Source organism: Campylobacter coli (assembly GCA_039516895.1).
GTDB lineage: Bacteria > Campylobacterota > Campylobacteria > Campylobacterales > Campylobacteraceae > Campylobacter_D > Campylobacter_D coli_B.
Genome location: CP154437.1, coordinates 884,835 through 902,318 on the forward strand (window position 1 = coordinate 884,835; position 17,484 = coordinate 902,318).

15 protein-coding genes, 1 tRNA gene and 1 pseudogene are annotated in these 17,484 nt (G+C 29.2%); 9 read left to right on the forward strand and 8 right to left on the reverse strand.

From position 1 onward, the window contains the following. Positions 1 to 501: 501 nt before the first annotated feature. The 3 genes from dsbI (at position 502) to AAID94_04410 (ending at position 2,185) form a co-directional block, all read left to right on the forward strand. Positions 502 to 1,197 carry a protein-disulfide oxidoreductase DsbI gene (dsbI, locus tag AAID94_04400; GenBank protein XAK23110.1) on the forward strand — a complete coding sequence of 232 codons (696 nt, stop codon included), beginning with the start codon at positions 502 to 504 and terminating at the stop codon, positions 1,195 to 1,197. Positions 1,198 to 1,286: 89 nt separating this feature from the next. After that, the gene (locus AAID94_04405; protein XAK23111.1) at positions 1,287 to 1,925 is read left to right on the forward strand and encodes a thiol:disulfide interchange protein DsbA/DsbL; all 639 of its coding nucleotides are present in this window, start codon (positions 1,287 to 1,289) and stop codon (positions 1,923 to 1,925) included. 119 nt (positions 1,926 to 2,044) lie between these two features. Continuing rightward, the gene (locus tag AAID94_04410; GenBank protein XAK23112.1) at positions 2,045 to 2,185 is read left to right on the forward strand and encodes a hypothetical protein; all 141 of its coding nucleotides are present in this window, start codon (positions 2,045 to 2,047) and stop codon (positions 2,183 to 2,185) included. Here AAID94_04410 and AAID94_04415 read toward each other — a convergent pair. The 5 genes from AAID94_04415 to AAID94_04435 are packed head-to-tail and all read right to left on the reverse strand — an operon-like array spanning position 2,173 to position 6,660. Then, on the reverse strand, positions 2,173 to 2,805 hold the full coding sequence (locus AAID94_04415) for a hypothetical protein (protein ID XAK23113.1): 633 nt from the start codon (positions 2,803 to 2,805) through the stop codon (positions 2,173 to 2,175). The genes AAID94_04410 and AAID94_04415 overlap by 13 nt on opposite strands. Then, positions 2,802 to 3,044, reverse strand: a complete 243-nt coding sequence (locus AAID94_04420; GenBank protein XAK23114.1) for a hypothetical protein — start codon at positions 3,042 to 3,044, stop codon at positions 2,802 to 2,804. Before AAID94_04420 ends, AAID94_04415 begins: the two co-directional genes overlap by 4 nt. Then, positions 3,025 to 4,077, reverse strand: a complete 1,053-nt coding sequence (locus AAID94_04425; GenBank protein ID XAK23115.1) for a DHH family phosphoesterase — start codon at positions 4,075 to 4,077, stop codon at positions 3,025 to 3,027. Before AAID94_04425 ends, AAID94_04420 begins: the two co-directional genes overlap by 20 nt. Positions 4,078 to 4,085: 8 nt before the next feature. Further along, complete coding sequence (gene flhA, locus AAID94_04430) at positions 4,086 to 6,263, reverse strand: flagellar biosynthesis protein FlhA (GenBank protein XAK23116.1); 2,178 nt, start codon at positions 6,261 to 6,263, stop codon at positions 4,086 to 4,088. Continuing rightward, a complete protein-coding gene (locus AAID94_04435; GenBank protein XAK23117.1) occupies positions 6,250 to 6,660 on the reverse strand; it encodes an RrF2 family transcriptional regulator in 411 nt (136 codons plus the stop codon). The genes flhA and AAID94_04435 overlap by 14 nt, the downstream gene beginning before the upstream one ends. Positions 6,661 to 6,824: 164 nt before the next feature. Between AAID94_04435 and rpsO the strand changes: the two genes are divergently transcribed. Continuing rightward, positions 6,825 to 7,097: a 30S ribosomal protein S15 gene (rpsO, locus tag AAID94_04440; GenBank protein XAK23118.1), complete on the forward strand. Its 273-nt coding sequence runs from the start codon at positions 6,825 to 6,827 to the stop codon at positions 7,095 to 7,097. A gap of 70 nt (positions 7,098 to 7,167) precedes the next feature. Here rpsO and AAID94_04445 read toward each other — a convergent pair whose 3' ends face one another. Then, complete coding sequence (locus tag AAID94_04445) at positions 7,168 to 10,137, reverse strand: DNA translocase FtsK (protein XAK23119.1); 2,970 nt, start codon at positions 10,135 to 10,137, stop codon at positions 7,168 to 7,170. 110 nt (positions 10,138 to 10,247) lie between these two features. Beyond that, positions 10,248 to 12,500: a flagellar hook-associated protein FlgL gene (gene flgL, locus AAID94_04450; GenBank protein ID XAK23120.1), complete on the reverse strand. Its 2,253-nt coding sequence runs from the start codon at positions 12,498 to 12,500 to the stop codon at positions 10,248 to 10,250. 243 nt (positions 12,501 to 12,743) lie between these two features. Between flgL and AAID94_04455 the strand changes: the two genes are divergently transcribed. Next, positions 12,744 to 12,830, forward strand: a tRNA-Leu gene (locus AAID94_04455). A 2,275-nt stretch (positions 12,831 to 15,105) separates the two neighbouring features. Here AAID94_04455 and AAID94_04460 read toward each other — a convergent pair. Then, the gene (locus tag AAID94_04460) at positions 15,106 to 15,660 is read right to left on the reverse strand and encodes a hypothetical protein (protein ID XAK23121.1); all 555 of its coding nucleotides are present in this window, start codon (positions 15,658 to 15,660) and stop codon (positions 15,106 to 15,108) included. 257 nt (positions 15,661 to 15,917) lie between these two features. Here AAID94_04460 and AAID94_04465 point away from each other — a divergent pair. The 4 genes and pseudogenes from AAID94_04465 (at position 15,918) to AAID94_04480 (ending at position 17,479) form a co-directional block, all read left to right on the forward strand. Continuing rightward, positions 15,918 to 16,507: pseudogene (locus tag AAID94_04465) on the forward strand (S24 family peptidase). A gap of 80 nt (positions 16,508 to 16,587) precedes the next feature. Continuing rightward, on the forward strand, positions 16,588 to 16,908 hold the full coding sequence (locus AAID94_04470; protein XAK23122.1) for a hypothetical protein: 321 nt from the start codon (positions 16,588 to 16,590) through the stop codon (positions 16,906 to 16,908). A 9-nt stretch (positions 16,909 to 16,917) separates the two neighbouring features. After that, entirely contained in the window at positions 16,918 to 17,112 is a 195-nt protein-coding gene (locus AAID94_04475) for a hypothetical protein (protein XAK23123.1), read from the forward strand. A 79-nt stretch (positions 17,113 to 17,191) separates the two neighbouring features. After that, positions 17,192 to 17,479, forward strand: a complete 288-nt coding sequence (locus AAID94_04480) for a hypothetical protein (protein XAK23124.1) — start codon at positions 17,192 to 17,194, stop codon at positions 17,477 to 17,479. Positions 17,480 to 17,484 lie beyond the last annotated feature (5 nt).

The following is a 17,484-nucleotide window of genomic DNA, read 5'->3' on the forward strand; positions in this document are numbered from 1 at the left end:
ATTTAAATTCCTTATATAAAATATATTAAATAATTCTTAATGGTATTTGTATAATTGTATGATAAAAGGTAAAAATACATAAAATTAATTATTTTGTATTGAAAACTATAATTTTCAAACTTTTATATTTATACTCTAATCCTATAAAGTCTTATGCCAATGTATAAGCTATATTATAGGTATTATAAGCATATTTACTTTTTGTATTTTAATAACTTATCCATAAAATTTAATGTATAAAAATGATTATTTTATTTTGTAATTTGAAAACTATAATTTATCTTTTTTCAAATAGTCAAGATAATATGCATTGACATCTCCTTATATATTTTTATCAAAATAATATAATAAATGATAATTTATAAAATAAAAATAAATACCCTATTCTTTTGAATTTACATATCAAAACATTTTCTAAATTTTAAATTTTTTAAGAATGTATTTATTATAAATTTTTATAATGATTGCTTTTATGTGTATTATTAAGGAGTAAAAAATAAGGTGAAAAATTTATATTGGATTGCTTGTTTTTCTAAATGGCAAGATATGCGTAATCCTTGGTTTATTATGAGTATTATAATGATAAGCCTTGTTTTAATAGCGCATTTTTTATTTCAAGAATATCTTTATATGAGACCTTGTGAACAATGTGTTTATATAAGGTTAGATATGTTAATTATAGCTTTAGGAGGCATCATTGCACTGATAAATCCTAAAAATACCATTATTAAAATCCTTGCCTATACTTTAGCTTTTTATGGAATTTGGCTTGGATTAGAACATTCGTTGAATTTAAATCGCATTCATGAAGCTATTAGCACGGAAAACCCTTTCAGCGGTGTTAATGGATGTCGCGATATTCCACTCTACCCTTTTAATCTGCCTTTACACGAATGGTTTCCTTCTTGGTTTAAACCCGTAGGGCAATGCGGAATGGATTTTCCCATGGTTCCAAAGTCCGCTTATTTAAATGCTTTTCAAGAATTTTTTGTAGGAAAAAATGGACTTTATAGCAATGGTTGGTATCTAATCCCTAGTTTGAAATTTATGAATATGGCTACTTGCTGTTTTATAGCATTTTTATGCTCTTTTATTTTACTTTTTATAATGTTTGTAAGCTATGTTTTTAGTCAAAGAAAAATTGTTTTTACCATCATTACCATAGGATTAGTTTTAACACTTAAGATATTGGGTTAAAAAATACTTATTTTTAAAGATTAAATTTTTTACTTGTTTATCCTTTTTAAATAGAATTACTTTTTATATCAAATTAAGGATAAGCAATTATGTTTAAAAAAATGACAAAAATTTTGACAAGCTTGAGTCTTGTTTGCACTTTTGCGATGGCAGATGATTTTATCACCCTATCAGAAACCTTGCCTGATTCTAAAAATTCTGTTGTGGAAGCTTTTTCCTATAAGTGCATACATTGTTACAATCACCATAAATTTGGCACCTTAGAAAAACTTAGAGAGGCTTTTCCAAATTTGCATTTTAAACTCTATCCTGTAAGCCTTATGAATGGAGAATATGCAAACGAACTTAATGAACTCTTTGCCTTTGCTCAGTTTAAAGATGAACAAAATGGCAAAGATGCTAGTTATAGTGATAGTTTATCACACAAACTTGCCGATGTTTATTTTGTAGTTTATTTTATAAACAAGCAGGACAATTTTTCAAGCTCGGATGAATTTTATGATATAGGCTTAAAGGCTATGAATGTTGATAAAAATGAAGTATTGAATTTTTTAAGCACTCCTAAAGCCAAAGAAATTTTAAACGAATTTAAAAGAGCAAATGATATAGCTAGGACTTATGGGACTCCTGCTTTTGTTGTAAATGGCAAATATCAAATCAATCCTAGCGCCATCAGTTCAATGCAAGCTTTAGAAGACATCGTTAAAAAACTTAGCAATATGCCATAAAACAGAGCAATGCATTGTCTATGATAGATAATGCATTGAAATTTAAATTAAATTTTTTAATACAAAAATAAAGTTGTTTAGCTATAATTAGCTCGCAATATTTTTAAAGGTTGTTTTTAATGAAAAATTTAAGCGTTCAAGAAAAAAAAGATCTTGATAATTGTGTTTTCAAAACTCTTGGCAAAAAAGAACCTTCTGCTTTGGTACTTTTATTTAAAAAAATACTTTTAAAATTAAAGACTTTCTTTTATTCTAAATAATACCATTTAAAATCATTTTTTGTAAAAGAAATATTCTTAAAAGATGGAGCTTGTATAAATAATTTACATTCTTTGTCTAAATTTTCCATCCCATAGACTTTCATAGCCATTCTAGAATTATGTCTTATAAGCTCTATACCTACACAAGTTTGATTGTTGATTTTATAAAGAAGCGTGCCCCCTTCTTTTTCGTCTATATTTAAAATACTTAAATTTTTATTTTTACTCATATCTTGTATATTTTTACTAAAAGCAAAACGCAATTTATAATATATCATAACATCTTGCATAGCCTTTTTAAGATCTTGTAAATTTTCATTGATAAAATATCCATTGTTTTTATACAATGTTAAAAAATCCTCATTAAGAAATTTTTGAAAGTCAGCATCCTTGCTTAATTTTTGACACTCATTATAGCTTTTAAGAATTCTCACCTGCCCTGCTTCTATCAAAAGATCAAGACAATTTTTATTATTTTGTGAAAATTGCACTAATTTCACTTCTTGAATTTTAAAATCTTTATTGGGCTTTTTTTCATATGCAAAATCATTAAGTTTTTCATAAACATTAGCAAACGATAGAGAACAAAAGCCTATAAGTATCGGAAGTATTTTTTTCATTGAAAAAGCTCTGGATGTTGATTTTTTAAAAATTCCACCACTTCTAAAACTTCATCAACTCCTTCTTTATTTGAATTTTCTAAGACACTATCTATATTGTCTATATAAGCTTCTATAGCACTTTCTAGCTTCTCTCTTTTAACACCTGCATATAAAAGCATAGCTTCTAAAACTATGCTTAATTCATATCTTAGATCTTCTAATTCATTTTTTAAATTTTTATTGTGTGTTTGTGGCATCTGAATTTCCTTTTTTAAGTTCTTTACTTTTTATCAAATCAACGATTTGAGCTTTGATATAGTTATAATTTGCTCCATCTTTATAAGCCGCAAAAAGCCCACCACTAGCATTTTTATGCCCTCCTCCACCTACTAGCTTTTTAGCCATCAAGCTTACATCAACCTTACCATTTGCACGAAAACTTAAGGTTTTTCTAGAGCTTACATCGATGAAAAAATCATAGTCGGGATTTTTAACTAAAAATTCATTACCTATGACAGAAGTATTGCCTATATTTGAAGTAAGAATTCCTTTATGGCCTTCATACTCTATACTGAATTCTTCTTTTAACTCACTCAATTTTTCTACTACAAAATAAGAGATGAGATTAGAAAGAGTATCGTCATGATCTTTAGCAAAAAAATCTTTTTTGATAAAATGGATAGCATTATCTAGCAAAATATGTGAATTAGGTTGATTTATAAATTTTCTCGCTCTTTCAAGCAAGAAAAACATATAAAAAACTTGAGCTTCTTTAAACATCACGCGATTGATTTCTTTTGCATTGGCAATCAAACCCAAAAAAACTTTTCCAAGTTCAAAATTTGCATCCTCGCTTAACCAAATATCAACAGCATTTACAACTTGGGCGAAATTTAAAAGTTCTAAATCAGGCGTACAAATTTTAGAGAAAAAATCATAAGTAATTTTAGTCGCACATCTTTTATTATCTAGTAAATACCATGCATATTTTTGAGCACACTCCTCACCGCTTTGATGGTGATCTAATAAAAAGATTTTGATATTTTTTTCTTTGCAAATTTTATCAAATTCTTCACACTGATTTAAATTTAAATTCAAATCAGTGATTAAAATAATAGCCTGCCCAAAGCTATTATCTTTTTCTATATCTGCTAAAATCGCGTTGAAATTTTCATTGATTTCTTTACCATAATTAGAATTATAAAAATTTACATTTTTAAAATAAAAATTGACTATATATTGACAGGCATAGCCATCAAGATCGGTATGTGAAAGATGATAAATTTTCATTGATTTCCTTAAAGTTCTATCCTAATAATACCTTCGGTATTAAAATTTGTATTTTCTGCTATTTCTGCAAAACTAAGTACAACTATATTGATATTAAAATTATAACAAATATCAGCGATAAATTTTCTAAGTTGCGGTTCAACGCAAAGTATAAAAGGCTTGATACGTCCATTTGCTACTGCGGCAACTTCAGCTCTTAAGGTATCTACTAAAGTTCCTGTTTGTGCTACACTTAAAGGTAGGTGATAGCTACCGTCTCTAAATTGTACATTTTCCATTAAAACCGCAGAGCTAGCAGAGTCTAAAATGAAAATATCCAAATTTCCTTTATCATCAAGATACATATTAGTAATCATTCTAGCTAAAGACGCTCTTACATGTTCTATAATCATATCAAAGCTTTTGCTTACTTCAGCAATATCACTTATAGATTCTAAAATAGTCAGCATATCTTTAATAGGTATATTGTGTTTGAGCAAGTCTTTAAGAATTTTTTGGATAAGACTTACAGGAGCTACACCTAAAGCACCTTCTACTATGATTGGATAATCATTTTTAACCTTATCAAGAAGATTTTGTACTTCTTGGCGTGTAAGAAGCTCGCTTGCATGTGCTTTGATAAGCTCGCTCATATGCGTTGAGATCACACTTGCTGGATCTATAACTATATAGCCATTTAAAGTTGCTTCATCTTTTAAATTTGAATCTATCCAAAGTGCATCAGAATTAAAAGCAGGTTCTTTTGTAGCAATCCCTTCAATCTCTTCTGTGATAAAGCCACTATCCATAGCCAAATACTTATCAGGATAAATTTCGGCACTTGCTATGGATACACCCTTTAACTTAAAGCTATATTCATTAGGCTTGAGTCGTAAATTATCTCGAATTCTGATTTTTGGCATTAAAAAGCCTAAGCTCTCAGCAATACTTCTTCTCATAGAGCGAATTCTTTCAGTTAATTCGCTTTCAGCAAGTTTTATTAAGCCATAACCTAGCTCAAGCTCTAAAATTTCAACCTTAAGTATATCGTTTATTTTGTGCTCTTCTTCTTTTAGAATTTCTTCTTCGCTTTTTTTAGCAGGAGCAGCAACTCCACCAGCCCCACCCGCTCCACTTGCAGCATTGGCTGCGCTTGCTTTTGCTTTTTTAGGTGCATTGACTTCGATTTTACCCTCTTTTACCTGTTTGGTTAGATAACCAAGTGCTAAGAATACCAAAGCCATAAAACCTAATGATAAGTGTGGCAAACCTGGAACAAGAGCAAAAATAAAAAGAACAAAACCCACAATCAAAAGTGTTCGATACTCGCTTAAAAGCTGTGTCAATGTCCCTTCAGCAAAATTTTCTTCATCTTTGCTTGCACGGGTGATGATAATAGCTGTTGCAGTAGAAGTGATAAGTCCTGGAATTTGCGATACAAGACCATCACCTATAGTAAGTATAGTATAAGTAGAAGCTGCATCGGACAAGGCCATATCGTGTTGAAAAGCGCCTATTAAAAAACCACCTATAATGTTTATAATGGTTATAATAATACCTGCGACCGCATCCCCTTTGATAAATTTAGAAGAACCATCCATCGCACCATAGAAATTGGCTTCAGCGATAATTTCTTGACGCCTTGCTCTTGCAGTTTGCTCATCGATAAGTCCCGCATTTAAATCCGCATCGATAGCCATTTGCTTTCCTGGCATCGCATCAAGGGTAAATCTTGCCTGAACTTCAGAAACCCTTGTACTACCTTTGGTTACAACCATAAAGTTGATCAAAACCAAAATACAAAATACAATCACCCCAATGACCATATTTCCACCCACCACAAATTCTCCAAAGGCTGCGATGATCTCACTCACCGCCGCAGGGCCATTTTGTCCTTCGCTTAGAATCATTCTTGTGGTTGCTATATTTAAAGAAAGTCTAAATAGCGTGATAATCAGGATAAGAGTTGGAAAAGTGGTTAAATCCGTTGGCTTGGGGATATAAATAGAAATTAAAATAATAAGCACTGATAAAGCAATGCTTAAAGCTAAGAAAAAGTCCAAAATAGGACTTGGTAAAGGAACGATAATAATAGCTAAAATACATACTATAAATCCGACTATAGTAAGACTTTTAGCCCTTAATACAGGACCAATTAAAGGTCCTAAAAAAGGAAAAACAAGATCGACTAATTTATTTTTTGCCATTATGGTTCATAATATCCGCTAGGGTAATGGAGTCTAAAAATTCATCTACTTTGTTTTGTAAATTTACAAGCATTGGCATAAGAGTACAATTTTCTTCTTTGTTATTAGGGCATACTCCACCACTACACTCAAAAACACTTACTTCTTTTTTTTCTGCACTATTGACAATTTCTTTTATGCTGTATTGACTTGGCTCTTTAATAAGAGCAAAACCACCTTTAGCACCTTTGAAAGATTTTAATAAATTGTCTTTAGCTAGAGTTTGTAAAATTTTCGCTAAAAAACTTTTAGGAATATTAAGCTCTAATGCTAAAGAATCAACATCTTGAGGATTTTCTTTATGAGCGATATAAATCAAAGAAAGTAAAGCATATTCGCTAGCTTTGGTAAATAGCACGAATTTCTCCTTTTATTTAATAAAAAATAGTTTTAATTATAATAAAAAAATCTTAGAAAATGGCTTAAAAAATGATGATTAAAGTAAAAATATAAATTTCAGCTTATTTTTTGTTTTATTTGATATAATTTTAGCTTTTAAAATCACCAATCAGGAGGTCTATCATGGCTTTGGATTCGGCTAAAAAAGCAGAAATTGTTGCGAAATTCGCTAGAAAAGCGGGCGATACTGGCTCGACAGAAGTGCAAGTAGCACTTTTAAGTGCAAGAATTGCAGAACTTACAGAACATTTAAAAATCTACAAAAAAGATTTTTCTTCAAGATTAGGACTTTTAAAACTCGTAGGTCAAAGAAAAAGACTTTTAGCTTATCTAAAAAGAAAAGATTACAATTCTTATAGTAAATTAATTACAGAATTAAATCTCAGAGATAAATAAAATTTTACAAGCCCTTTTTTTCAGGGCTTGATCTTCAGATCATTCTTTAATCTTTTAAATTACCAAAGATTTATAAAATTTCTCTTTGTCCTTTAGTGTTTGGTTCGCTCAGCACTCCGCTTTCTGTAAGCTGATCGATGATATTTGCTGCGCGGTTGTATCCGATATTGAGCTTTCTTTGTAAATAAGAAATACTTGTTTTTCCATCGCTTAGTATAACGCGTTTGGCATCTTCATAAAGCTCATCATACTCACCATTATTCATACTTTCGCTACTTGTTACACCCATACTTTGCTGATCTTTTAAAAAACTTTCATCGTATTCTACGCTTTGTTGATCTTTTAAAAAGTCTACGATTTTTTCTATCTCAAATTCACTTGCAAATGGAGCATGTAAACGAACGATGGAGCTTGTTCCTGGAGGAGTAAATAAACAATCCCCTCTGCCTAGCAAGCTTTCAGCTCCCATAGCGTCTAAGATAACTTTAGAGTCAATTTTTTGCCCTACTTTGTAAGAAATTCTACTTGGCAAATTAGCCTTGATAAGCCCTGTTACAACATCCACTGATGGGCGTTGTGTAGCGACAATCAAATGAATTCCACTTGCTCTTGCCATTTGCGCTAAACGACCTATATAAAATTCCACATCCTTGCCTGCAGTCATCATCAAATCAGCAAGCTCATCGATAATCACAACAATAAAAGGAAGCTCTTCTTCTCCTAGTTCTTTCATCTTTTCATTATAATTTTCTATATTTTTAGTTTTTGCTTCAGCCATTAAACGATAGCGTCTTTCCATCTCTGCAACCATGTTTGAAAGAGCATTGACTGCTTTTTTAGGATCGGTAATTACCGGAGTTAAAAGATGAGGGATGTCATTATAAATACTAAATTCAAGCATTTTTGGATCTATCATCATTAAGCGTAAAGTTTTTGGAGAGTTGCGATATAAAAGGCTTAAAAGCATAGAATTTATACCCACACTCTTTCCACTTCCTGTGGTTCCTGCAATGAGTAAATGTGGAAGTTTCTTAAGATCAGTTACAAAAGCATTTCCCACTATATCTTTACCCAAAGCTATGGTTAAAGGACTTTTTGCGTTTTTAAAGACTTCGCTTTCTAAAATTTCTCTCAAATAAATAGTTTGAATTTCATCGTTTGGTACTTCTATACCTACCACATCTTTTCCAGGAATAGGTGCTTGGATACGGATTGATTTTGCCATTAAAGCCATGGTTAAATCATCTTGTAAATTTAAAATACGACTTACTTTTACATCTGCACTTGGACGAAATTCAAAAGTAGTTACAACAGGCCCTATATAGGTACTTATAACATCACCCCCTATTTTAAAACGACGCAATTTTTCAAGTAGATTATAAATTTTTTTATCAATCTCGCTTTCGTTAATCTCTTGCTTGTTATGGCTAGGATTTGTTAAAAACTCAAGCGGCGGAAGCTCAAAATCTTTGGGTTTTTCTATTTCACCCTGCTCTATTTCTCTAAGTAAAGCTTTATTCAGCTCGATTTCTTTAGCTAAAATCGCTTTTTGTCTAGTGATTTCTTGGCTTGGTTCTTGTGAAATTTGTTCCTTGATGAAGCTGTTGCCTTGCTCTATGATTTCATTTTTCTCTTGAATTGGGATTTGTTTATTTATTTGATTATCCAAAGGCTCTATCTCTTCAATTTTTACAATAGGAGTTGGTTCTATATAAGGATGTTCTAATTCTTCAACTATAGGTATAAAATCATGGAAACTTTTATTTATACTTTCCATTTTTTTGATTTCAATTTCATTTTCATCAAAATCTATAATTTCAACCTCATTTGTCTTTTCTAAGATAGAAGGAATTGGTGCATTTTGTGTTTTTACTTCTTCTTTTGTGCTTGATACTTCTTGTAAAGGTGTGCCAAAATTATACTTACTTCCTTGTATAATATGGTTTAAATCAAGTTCTAAGCTATCTTTTTTTTCTAATTCTTTAATTTCTTCTTGAACTTTATTTTCTAAAATTTCATTTTGATAAGCTTTGTATTCTTGCTCTAATTTTGCCTCTTTCATTAAATTTTCTCTAAGTTCCAATTCTTTAGTAAAAATTTTTGGCTTTATTTCTTGTTTAGGTACAGAAATTTCAATATTTTTTCTTTTATAGCTTGGCTCATCTAAATTTTTATTATTTGTATCGATTTGCTTAATATCGTCAAGCTTTTTAGGTTTTAAAAATCGTTCTGGGATCATATCTACCTCTTCTTCTGAAATAAAATTAAAATCTTCATCAAGTTTTATACTCATTCTGCTCGCTTTTTGGACAAAATTTCTTACTTGTTGCGAGTTTTCGTAAATGAAACTTTTAGCTTCTTTAATACTCTCTTTATCTATCTCTACTTTTTCATCTAAAATTTGGTTTTTAAGTTTTTCAAAATTCTCTTTTGCGGTGATTATAGAATTTTTACTTGCATTTATATTATTATATTTAACAAGCTGTTCTGTTTGATTTAAGTTTAAATTTTCATTCTCATCTTGAATTTTTTCCTGAATGGGAGCTGTATTCTTTTCTAAGGTAACAACAGGCGCCTTAGGTTCTATCTTGCTTAAATCATCTTTTTCATTTTCCCCGCCAAAAACCCTCATCAATAACGCTTTTAATGCATTTTCTACCCTAAGTAAAATATTAAAATTGAGCTCGATCTTAAAAAGCTCTTTTGTAGTTTTTGGAAATAATAAAATAAAAGAAAAAAATAAGAGCACAAGAGCAAAAATTCCGCTCCCAGTATGTCCCAAGATAATAGAAAAAATCGCATAAGAAAGCTCTAGTATATAACCAGAATTAGGATAAAAAACTGCAAATAAAAGTAAACTTGAGAAAAAGGCAAATCCTATACCAAAAAGCTCTCTTCTTGTAAAATTAGCTAATTTGTAATTTCTTTTATAATAAACATAATTTAAAATAAACAAGAAAAAAGGATAATAATATGCAAATTCTCCAAATAAAAACAAATTCGCCTTATAAATCCACACCCCCATATCTGGAGCTAGCATACAAAGACATAAATAAAAGATACCAAAAGTAGAACTTATAAAGATGGCTTCTTTTTTGATGATTTTTCCTTGAAAATAATTTTTTAAGAAGCCATTATAGCATAGTTTTTTTACATATAATTTAATAAGCTAAGTTGCGCTATCGTCGTGCTAGCTTTTAAAGAAGCTTGATAGGCAAGCTGTGTTTGCATTAAATTCATCATCGCCTCACCATAATCAACGTCGATCACATTTGATTTTATACTTTGGACATTAACACTTAAAAAGGTTGTGCGTGTATTAACTCCATCAATAGTATTGTAATACGCCCCCATTGTTGTATTAAGCTTGCTAACATGATCTGCTAAATGATCAAGCCTTTCTAAAGCCCCTTGCATTCCTGTATTTCTTGGATCTTCACTTTCAGAATCAGCCCTCATATTTCCACTTAAAACAGCATCTATCATCAAATCTAAATCTTTGATAATATCCACATTTGGTTCATCTATAGTTAAAGAATTATTCGCGCTAAAATTAAAGTTCGGACCATTTTCCACATTAGAAGTTGTGGTAAAAGGAGGCAATGGAAACTGCCCACTTTGGGAGTCACTAAGAGAAATTTCTATATTAGTTCCTGATGAAAGTTTATCGGTTACACTTATGCGACCTTTATAGTCCATACTTACATCTACGGTTGCATTAGAATCTTTCATGAGTTGTTGCATATTTTGATAATCTACTGCATCTATTTTTCCATTGGTTGGATTGATACTTGCGGCAGGGATTTTATCTGCAGCAAATATTCCTATAATATCATTGATTTGCCCATAAGTAATGTCATTTGCTCCTGTTATAACCCCACTATTTCCCGTTGCAGGATCAGTATGCATGATAGGAAAGCTTATGGTTTGCGTAGGATCATTAGGATCGGGGAAGCTTACGGTTGAATTTTGTAAATTTATACTTACATCATAAGAATTTCCACCTTTAGAATTGACTTTTAAATTTAAAGTCGTGCCATTTAAACTATCTCCTGCCATAACTTCACTAAGTTTGGTTGATTCAGTAGCATAAGCATTACTTCCTTTGATAACTTGAGAAACATTACCATAAACTGTATTGCCATTTTTTTCAAAATAAACATTATCATAATCAGCTCCATTGGCTGCATTTCCATCTGTATCTGTCATTTTGCTTTTAATAAAATCAGTTTGTTTTAAATCGATTGTAAAGTTTTGGTTATTAATTGTTACAGTTACAGGGCTGTTTAAATTTGTAATATCTCCATCGCTAGGAGCTGCAGTAGCTTCAGCCATCACCCTATTTGTAACCTCTTCCATTGTGATGCCTTCTTGATTAGCGGCTTCGATAATGTTTTTCAACTCCGTACTATCATCAGCCTGTGGTGTGAAAGCCACAGCGTGAAAATCGAGTTTATTATTTCCTTGTTTTAAATCTGTGATTTGAATTTGACCGCTATCATTCATACTTATTTCAACAACTTTATTGTTTGGGGTATTGCCATATAGAGTTCCGATATTTTCCATCACATCTTCTAAGGTATCTTCAGGATTTACAAGCACAGCACTTTTAAAACTTGTCCCATCTGGTCTTGTGCCTTGAACATAAAGTGTAGTAGGAGGAAAATTTAATTTAGTATCACTGTATTCAAAATCTTTATCAACATCTAAACCATTATCTTTTACATAACCTTGACCGATAAGTTGTTGCCATTTAGAACTACTTGTGAGATATTCTGTTTTATCAGGATTTTCTGTAAGATTCCAACGATTATCAGTAAAGCTTACATTGGTACTTATTTGTTTTTTATAATCTCCATCGGCTTTAAAAAATAAATCCCATCCAGGGATATTATAAGGACTTTCAGTACCCGCACCGGTTACTACATTGATATTATTTTTATCTCCATAATAATTTCCACTAGAATCAAAAGGCTTATTGGCCACTTGTGAACCCGCAAAAAGATATTGTCCATTAACACTAGTATTTGCAAGCTGAACTATACCTTCTTTAATGCGCTCTAATTCTTTAGCTATAGCCTCTCTTGAAGTTTGAGAATTACTATCGCTTGCTGCTTGAGTAACCTTTACTTTAAAATCCTCAAGAAGCTTAACCATATCTTGTAAAGCTTTCATGCTATTTTGCGTCATTTCTTTAGCCGAATTTGTAGCTTGTTTAACTTGCTCTAAAGTTTTGAGTTCATATTCAAGGCGAGTATTGTCTATGTAAACACTTGCATCCTCATAAGAATTTTGGATCTTAATCCCCGATGAGAGTTGTTGTGAAATCTGATATAAGGAGCTTTGAGCACCCATAGAAGTGCTTATAGAATTTGTAAAGTTGAGCTTATTTGTAATTCTCATATTCATCCTTGGAGTTTTGATTTAAAAAATCTTTTCAAACATTGCTTTGTAAATACAAGCAATAATTGTTCCAATTTTATTTTTACAATATCGACATCAATAAAAATTTAATAATATTTTATCCTTAAAAAATTTTGATATTTTTCATTATAAAATTCCCTAAAAATAAATTTTTTTAAAATATTTTATATATTTTTAAAGTCTTTTTTAGTCTAAAATGGATATGATTACAATTTTACAAAAGCCTGAGTGGTGAAACTGGTAGACGCGCCAGACTCAAAATCTGGTAAGGGCAACCTTGTGTCGGTTCGAGTCCGACCTCAGGCACCATTGCTTTTCAAAGTGTTTTTTAAAGTTTTTAAAAAACTCAGGGAGCGGTTTTGGTAGCGGTTTTTTCTCAAAAATTAATTTTTAACACTCCATATAAACTAAATACATTAATTTATTTATTTTATTCATAAGGCTTAAAAATTAGTTAAACCATTAAAACATATGAAATTTTATAATTATTAGCATTGGTAAAATAATGGTTTCTCCGCTTTTTCGGTTTTTTTGCTTTTAGGGTTAAGCAAATATTATTCTATTATCTTAATCTTTTTATCAAAAATATAAAAAAATTATTTTAATTTAAAATTATTACAAAATTATCTTACTTAGTATTTTTAAGCTAGCGATTAGCTTGAGCTGTGATCCTTTTTATATTTTATTAAATTATAAGGAGGCAATCATGATTGATATTAAAATAAAAATTAATCTGATTTTATCTTTTTTATTTTTTGTAAAAATAAAATTTATTTTAGTTGGATCACTAGCTTAAAAATACTCTCATCTTTTTCTTAAAATATATCTTCATTTTTTAAAAGTTACAAAAAATATCCAAAAAAATCCAAGTTAATTTTTTCAAAAAATCTTACCTTTTTTGTTTTGATAAAAAGTCTAGTGAAATGGAAATTTTAAACTGTATTTTAAAGCTTTATTTTTGGAGTTTTATAAGTTAAAATTTATAAAAAATAGTCCATTTTAAAACAATCATTACTCCATGCTAAGCAGATATGCCGTTTTAGTTACCTTTAGTGTTTTTTTGAGATTTTTTGAGATTTGTTGTGTTTTTTAAAAAAATGAAAATGTTATGATTTTATAATTTTTGTATGATAAAATATTATAAATTTTTGTTAAAAAGGGCAAGTTATTCTGTGTTTAAAAATATATTTTTCAAAAAACTGTATCTGCTGATAATCCTAAAAATGAAATAAAACTAGATGAAACTCCTATACAAAACAAAAGTAATAGATTAGAAAAAGCGATTCACACTTGGGTAGCAAATTGCACTAAATATTCTTTAAAAAATCCTTATGATACAAGACGCATTAACAGAAAAAATGGATGTATCAAATTCGCCTTAAGAGTCTTTAAAGAAACCAAAAATGAAGGTGTTTTAATTGGCATTAGCTCTTCACTTTATAATAAATATAAAAATCTCTATAAATCAAAACTTGCTAGAGTAAAGCAATCAAACAAAATAAAAAGCTTACAAGAAAAAATCCTGATTTAGATATTATCAATGCTTGTAAATACACCATATTAAGCAATAAATGTGCTTTATAAATGAAGATGTTGAAGATTTTGAAAATATTATAAAGATTTTACTACAATTAAATACCACAAAATATAGACAAAAATAAACTTAAAAAACCAAAAATCTACTACAAAATAATATCAACCTAGTATTAAATAATTAAAATCGATTTATGAGCTTGTTTTGTTAGATTATGTTAAGGAAATGATGTTTTAGTTATTATTTGTGTAATTTTGGCATGCCCGAACGGATCTTACTTGCCGTGACGGTAGTACATTATAGCAATAATTTATTAAATCGATCACAAAATAAACCTAAGAAAAGTGAATCTCTTAGGTTTATAAAATAAACCACAGACTAGTTTATTTCGCATATGTGTGTGTTTAAAAATTTATCTGTAAGGGGTATTTTAAAAAGAACATGTAACTATCCCTAAATAATTTTAGCAAAAATCCCAAATAATAGGCTTTTAAAGCATATAAAAACAACTTTTTATCTTTCCTAATCTAAAGCGTAGAATATCCCAAATATCCTAAAATGTCCGTTTTATCCCAAAAAAACTGATTAAATGCTGTTTAAAAGGCGGATAAATACGAGCTTTGATTTTAAATTTTATATCCCAAAAGTGTTTTTTATTCTCTAGGATAGTTACATTTTTGCTTAAAATATTCTTATATTTTCTTAACCTTGTAACTATCTCTATAAAACACTATATAATCATACTTTAACCACTTTTTATATAAAAATAGTATGTAACTATCTATAGCTTTAAGGTTTGGAGGATAGTTACATAGAAAACTTAAACATTTAGTTGGTTTTTGTAATCTTATAATAGACTAAGATTACTTCAATTTATTTAAAAATTATTTTTATTTTTGATTTTATTTTTTAACTTTGATGATAACTTTTGCCAATTATAATGTTTTTTAAAAGATAAATATAAAGAGTGGTATATTAACTTTTATATAAATATATAGCTATATTTAGTTTTAGGTTTGTAAATATAGCTATATTATTTTTTAAATTAAATTATAATATATAGGTATCGCATCTATTTTTTAATTTTATAAGTTTTTTGAATCCCAAGGGATTATTTTTTTTGAAATCATCGCTATTTAAGTAACAATCATACCTTTCCAAGATATCTTTTAACATATGTGCAAAATGCTCCATTATAATACCTTCATCTATCCTATTATTTTCAATAAAAGTTTGAAGTGTTTCAAAATAATTCATCGTCATTATAATTGATCTTTTTAATTCTGGTTTTTCTTTAATTTCTTTTAATATTTCTTTATCTCCTTTTTTTTCTTTTATATTTTGTTGCTCTCTTGTATAATCTCTTGCCTCTATAAAATGTTTTTCATCCCATTTAAATAATAACTGCATTGTTAAATTAAATTTATCCGCTCTTGTTTTTTCAAAAATAGAATAAGCATTTAGTGCCAATGAGCTGGACACCACATAGGCAGAAATGGCAGATACAATAATTTTAATTTCTAAATTAAAATATAAACATAAACATACGACTACAAAAAACCCGATCATCCATAGAATAAAATATTTATTTTTTAATATTTTCATTAAAATTCCTTTAAGTACATAATTAAATTTCATTAAAATAATAACTAAATTTTTTTAATTTAGTCAAAATTTTAAAGTTGCTTTGTAAAGTCAAAGCTTTATTCTTTGACTTTAATTTCTAATACAAAATTAAGTATATTTTTATTTATAAATTTATAATTTTAACTTAAAAAATTAACCTTTTAAAACAAAAGCTTTTAATTGCTTTTTGTAATTTTTTGTTAAATTTCTTTGAAATTAAAATCAAAGGATTTAACATGCAAATGCAAGAAGTGATTGAAAAGTTAAAAGATATATTAGCCAGTGAAGGCAAAAGAGAATTAAAGACTAAAGATATAGCTAAAGAATTAGGTATCCATCCTGATACTTTTAATTCTATGAAATTTAGAAACTCCATTCCATATCCACAAATCCTAAACTTTTTAAATCAAAGAAATATATAAGTATTAATTATTTCTTCTATGGAAGTTCCCCAAAAGATCAATTAGAATGTGAGGGTAAATATAAAATTTTAAAGCTTTATAAAACAAATGCGAGTTTAGGCGGAGGTGGAATAAATGACTTAATAGATTGCTCTGAACTTATTGTGGATGAAAAACTATTAAACTTTTTTGGTAGTAAAGAGTGTGAGTTTATCACTTGCTATGGAGAAAGCATGGAGTCATTTATAAAAGATGGAAGTATTTGTGTGATCAATGCTAGAGATGGACTCTTTATAAAACAAGTTTTAAAACTAGATGATGGAGTGATTTTACACTCTTTAAATCCTTTATATGAAGATATCTTTTATAAAAATGGAGATTTTTTGCTAATTGGTGTGGTAATTGGAGAACTTTCTAAGATGTAACAGCACACAATAAGCTAAGTCAAGCTAATCTCACAGAGAGTATAAAACACAAGGTTGTTCTATCAAAAAAGGAGATAAACATGAAAGATATCAAAAATTACACCGATAAAGAATTAAAAGAAAAAATTATGCAAGATTTAGAGGATGAATTTAGGATTTTGTACAAAAAACTTTTAAAAGAGAAAGATTATCTTGCTAGGGATAATATATTAGAGCTTATGACTATTTATAATATGGGTATAAACTCTTATTCAATCGCTAAAAACCTTGAGATGAATGAAGATAAAAGTCTTATACAAGTTCCTTTGTTTGAAAGATATATTATAGGTAGAAAATTTGTGGTTAAATACAATAATGAAAAACAAAGATATGAACTAAAAAGCACCTTTTGTGAATTTTAAGGAGAAAAGATGAAATACCCTAATGTTTATGTGAAATTAGTAGGAGAAGATGGCAATGCTTTTAGTATTTTAGCAAGAGTAAGCAATGCTTTGAAAAAAGCAGGTGTAAGCAAAGAAGAAATAAGTCAATTTCAAAAAGAAGCCATGAGTAATGATTATAATCATTTATTAAATGTAGTGCAATATTGGGTTAATGCAGATTAATTTTAAAAAGAAGCCAAACAACAGCACACATTAAGCCTTGTCAAGCTAATGTTGTCTTATCAAAACAAAAGGAGACAGGATGAGTAAAGTATTAGTAGATATCAAAAAAGGTTTTAGCAAGACTTTTATAAACGCTATTTGCAACCATAACAACGAACTTGTTTTAGAATATCTTAAAAATGGCATGAGTGCTACTAAAGAATGCATGGGCGAAGAGCCTATGTTTTATGCAGTAACTCACAATAATTTTGGAGCGATTTTGCTTTTATTAAAATACGGAGCTATTTTAGATAAAGAGTATCTAGAAGAAAGCAATAAAGATTTTAGTAAAGAAGCCCTAAAGTTTTTAAGCTCTTTACTAAAATAAAAGAG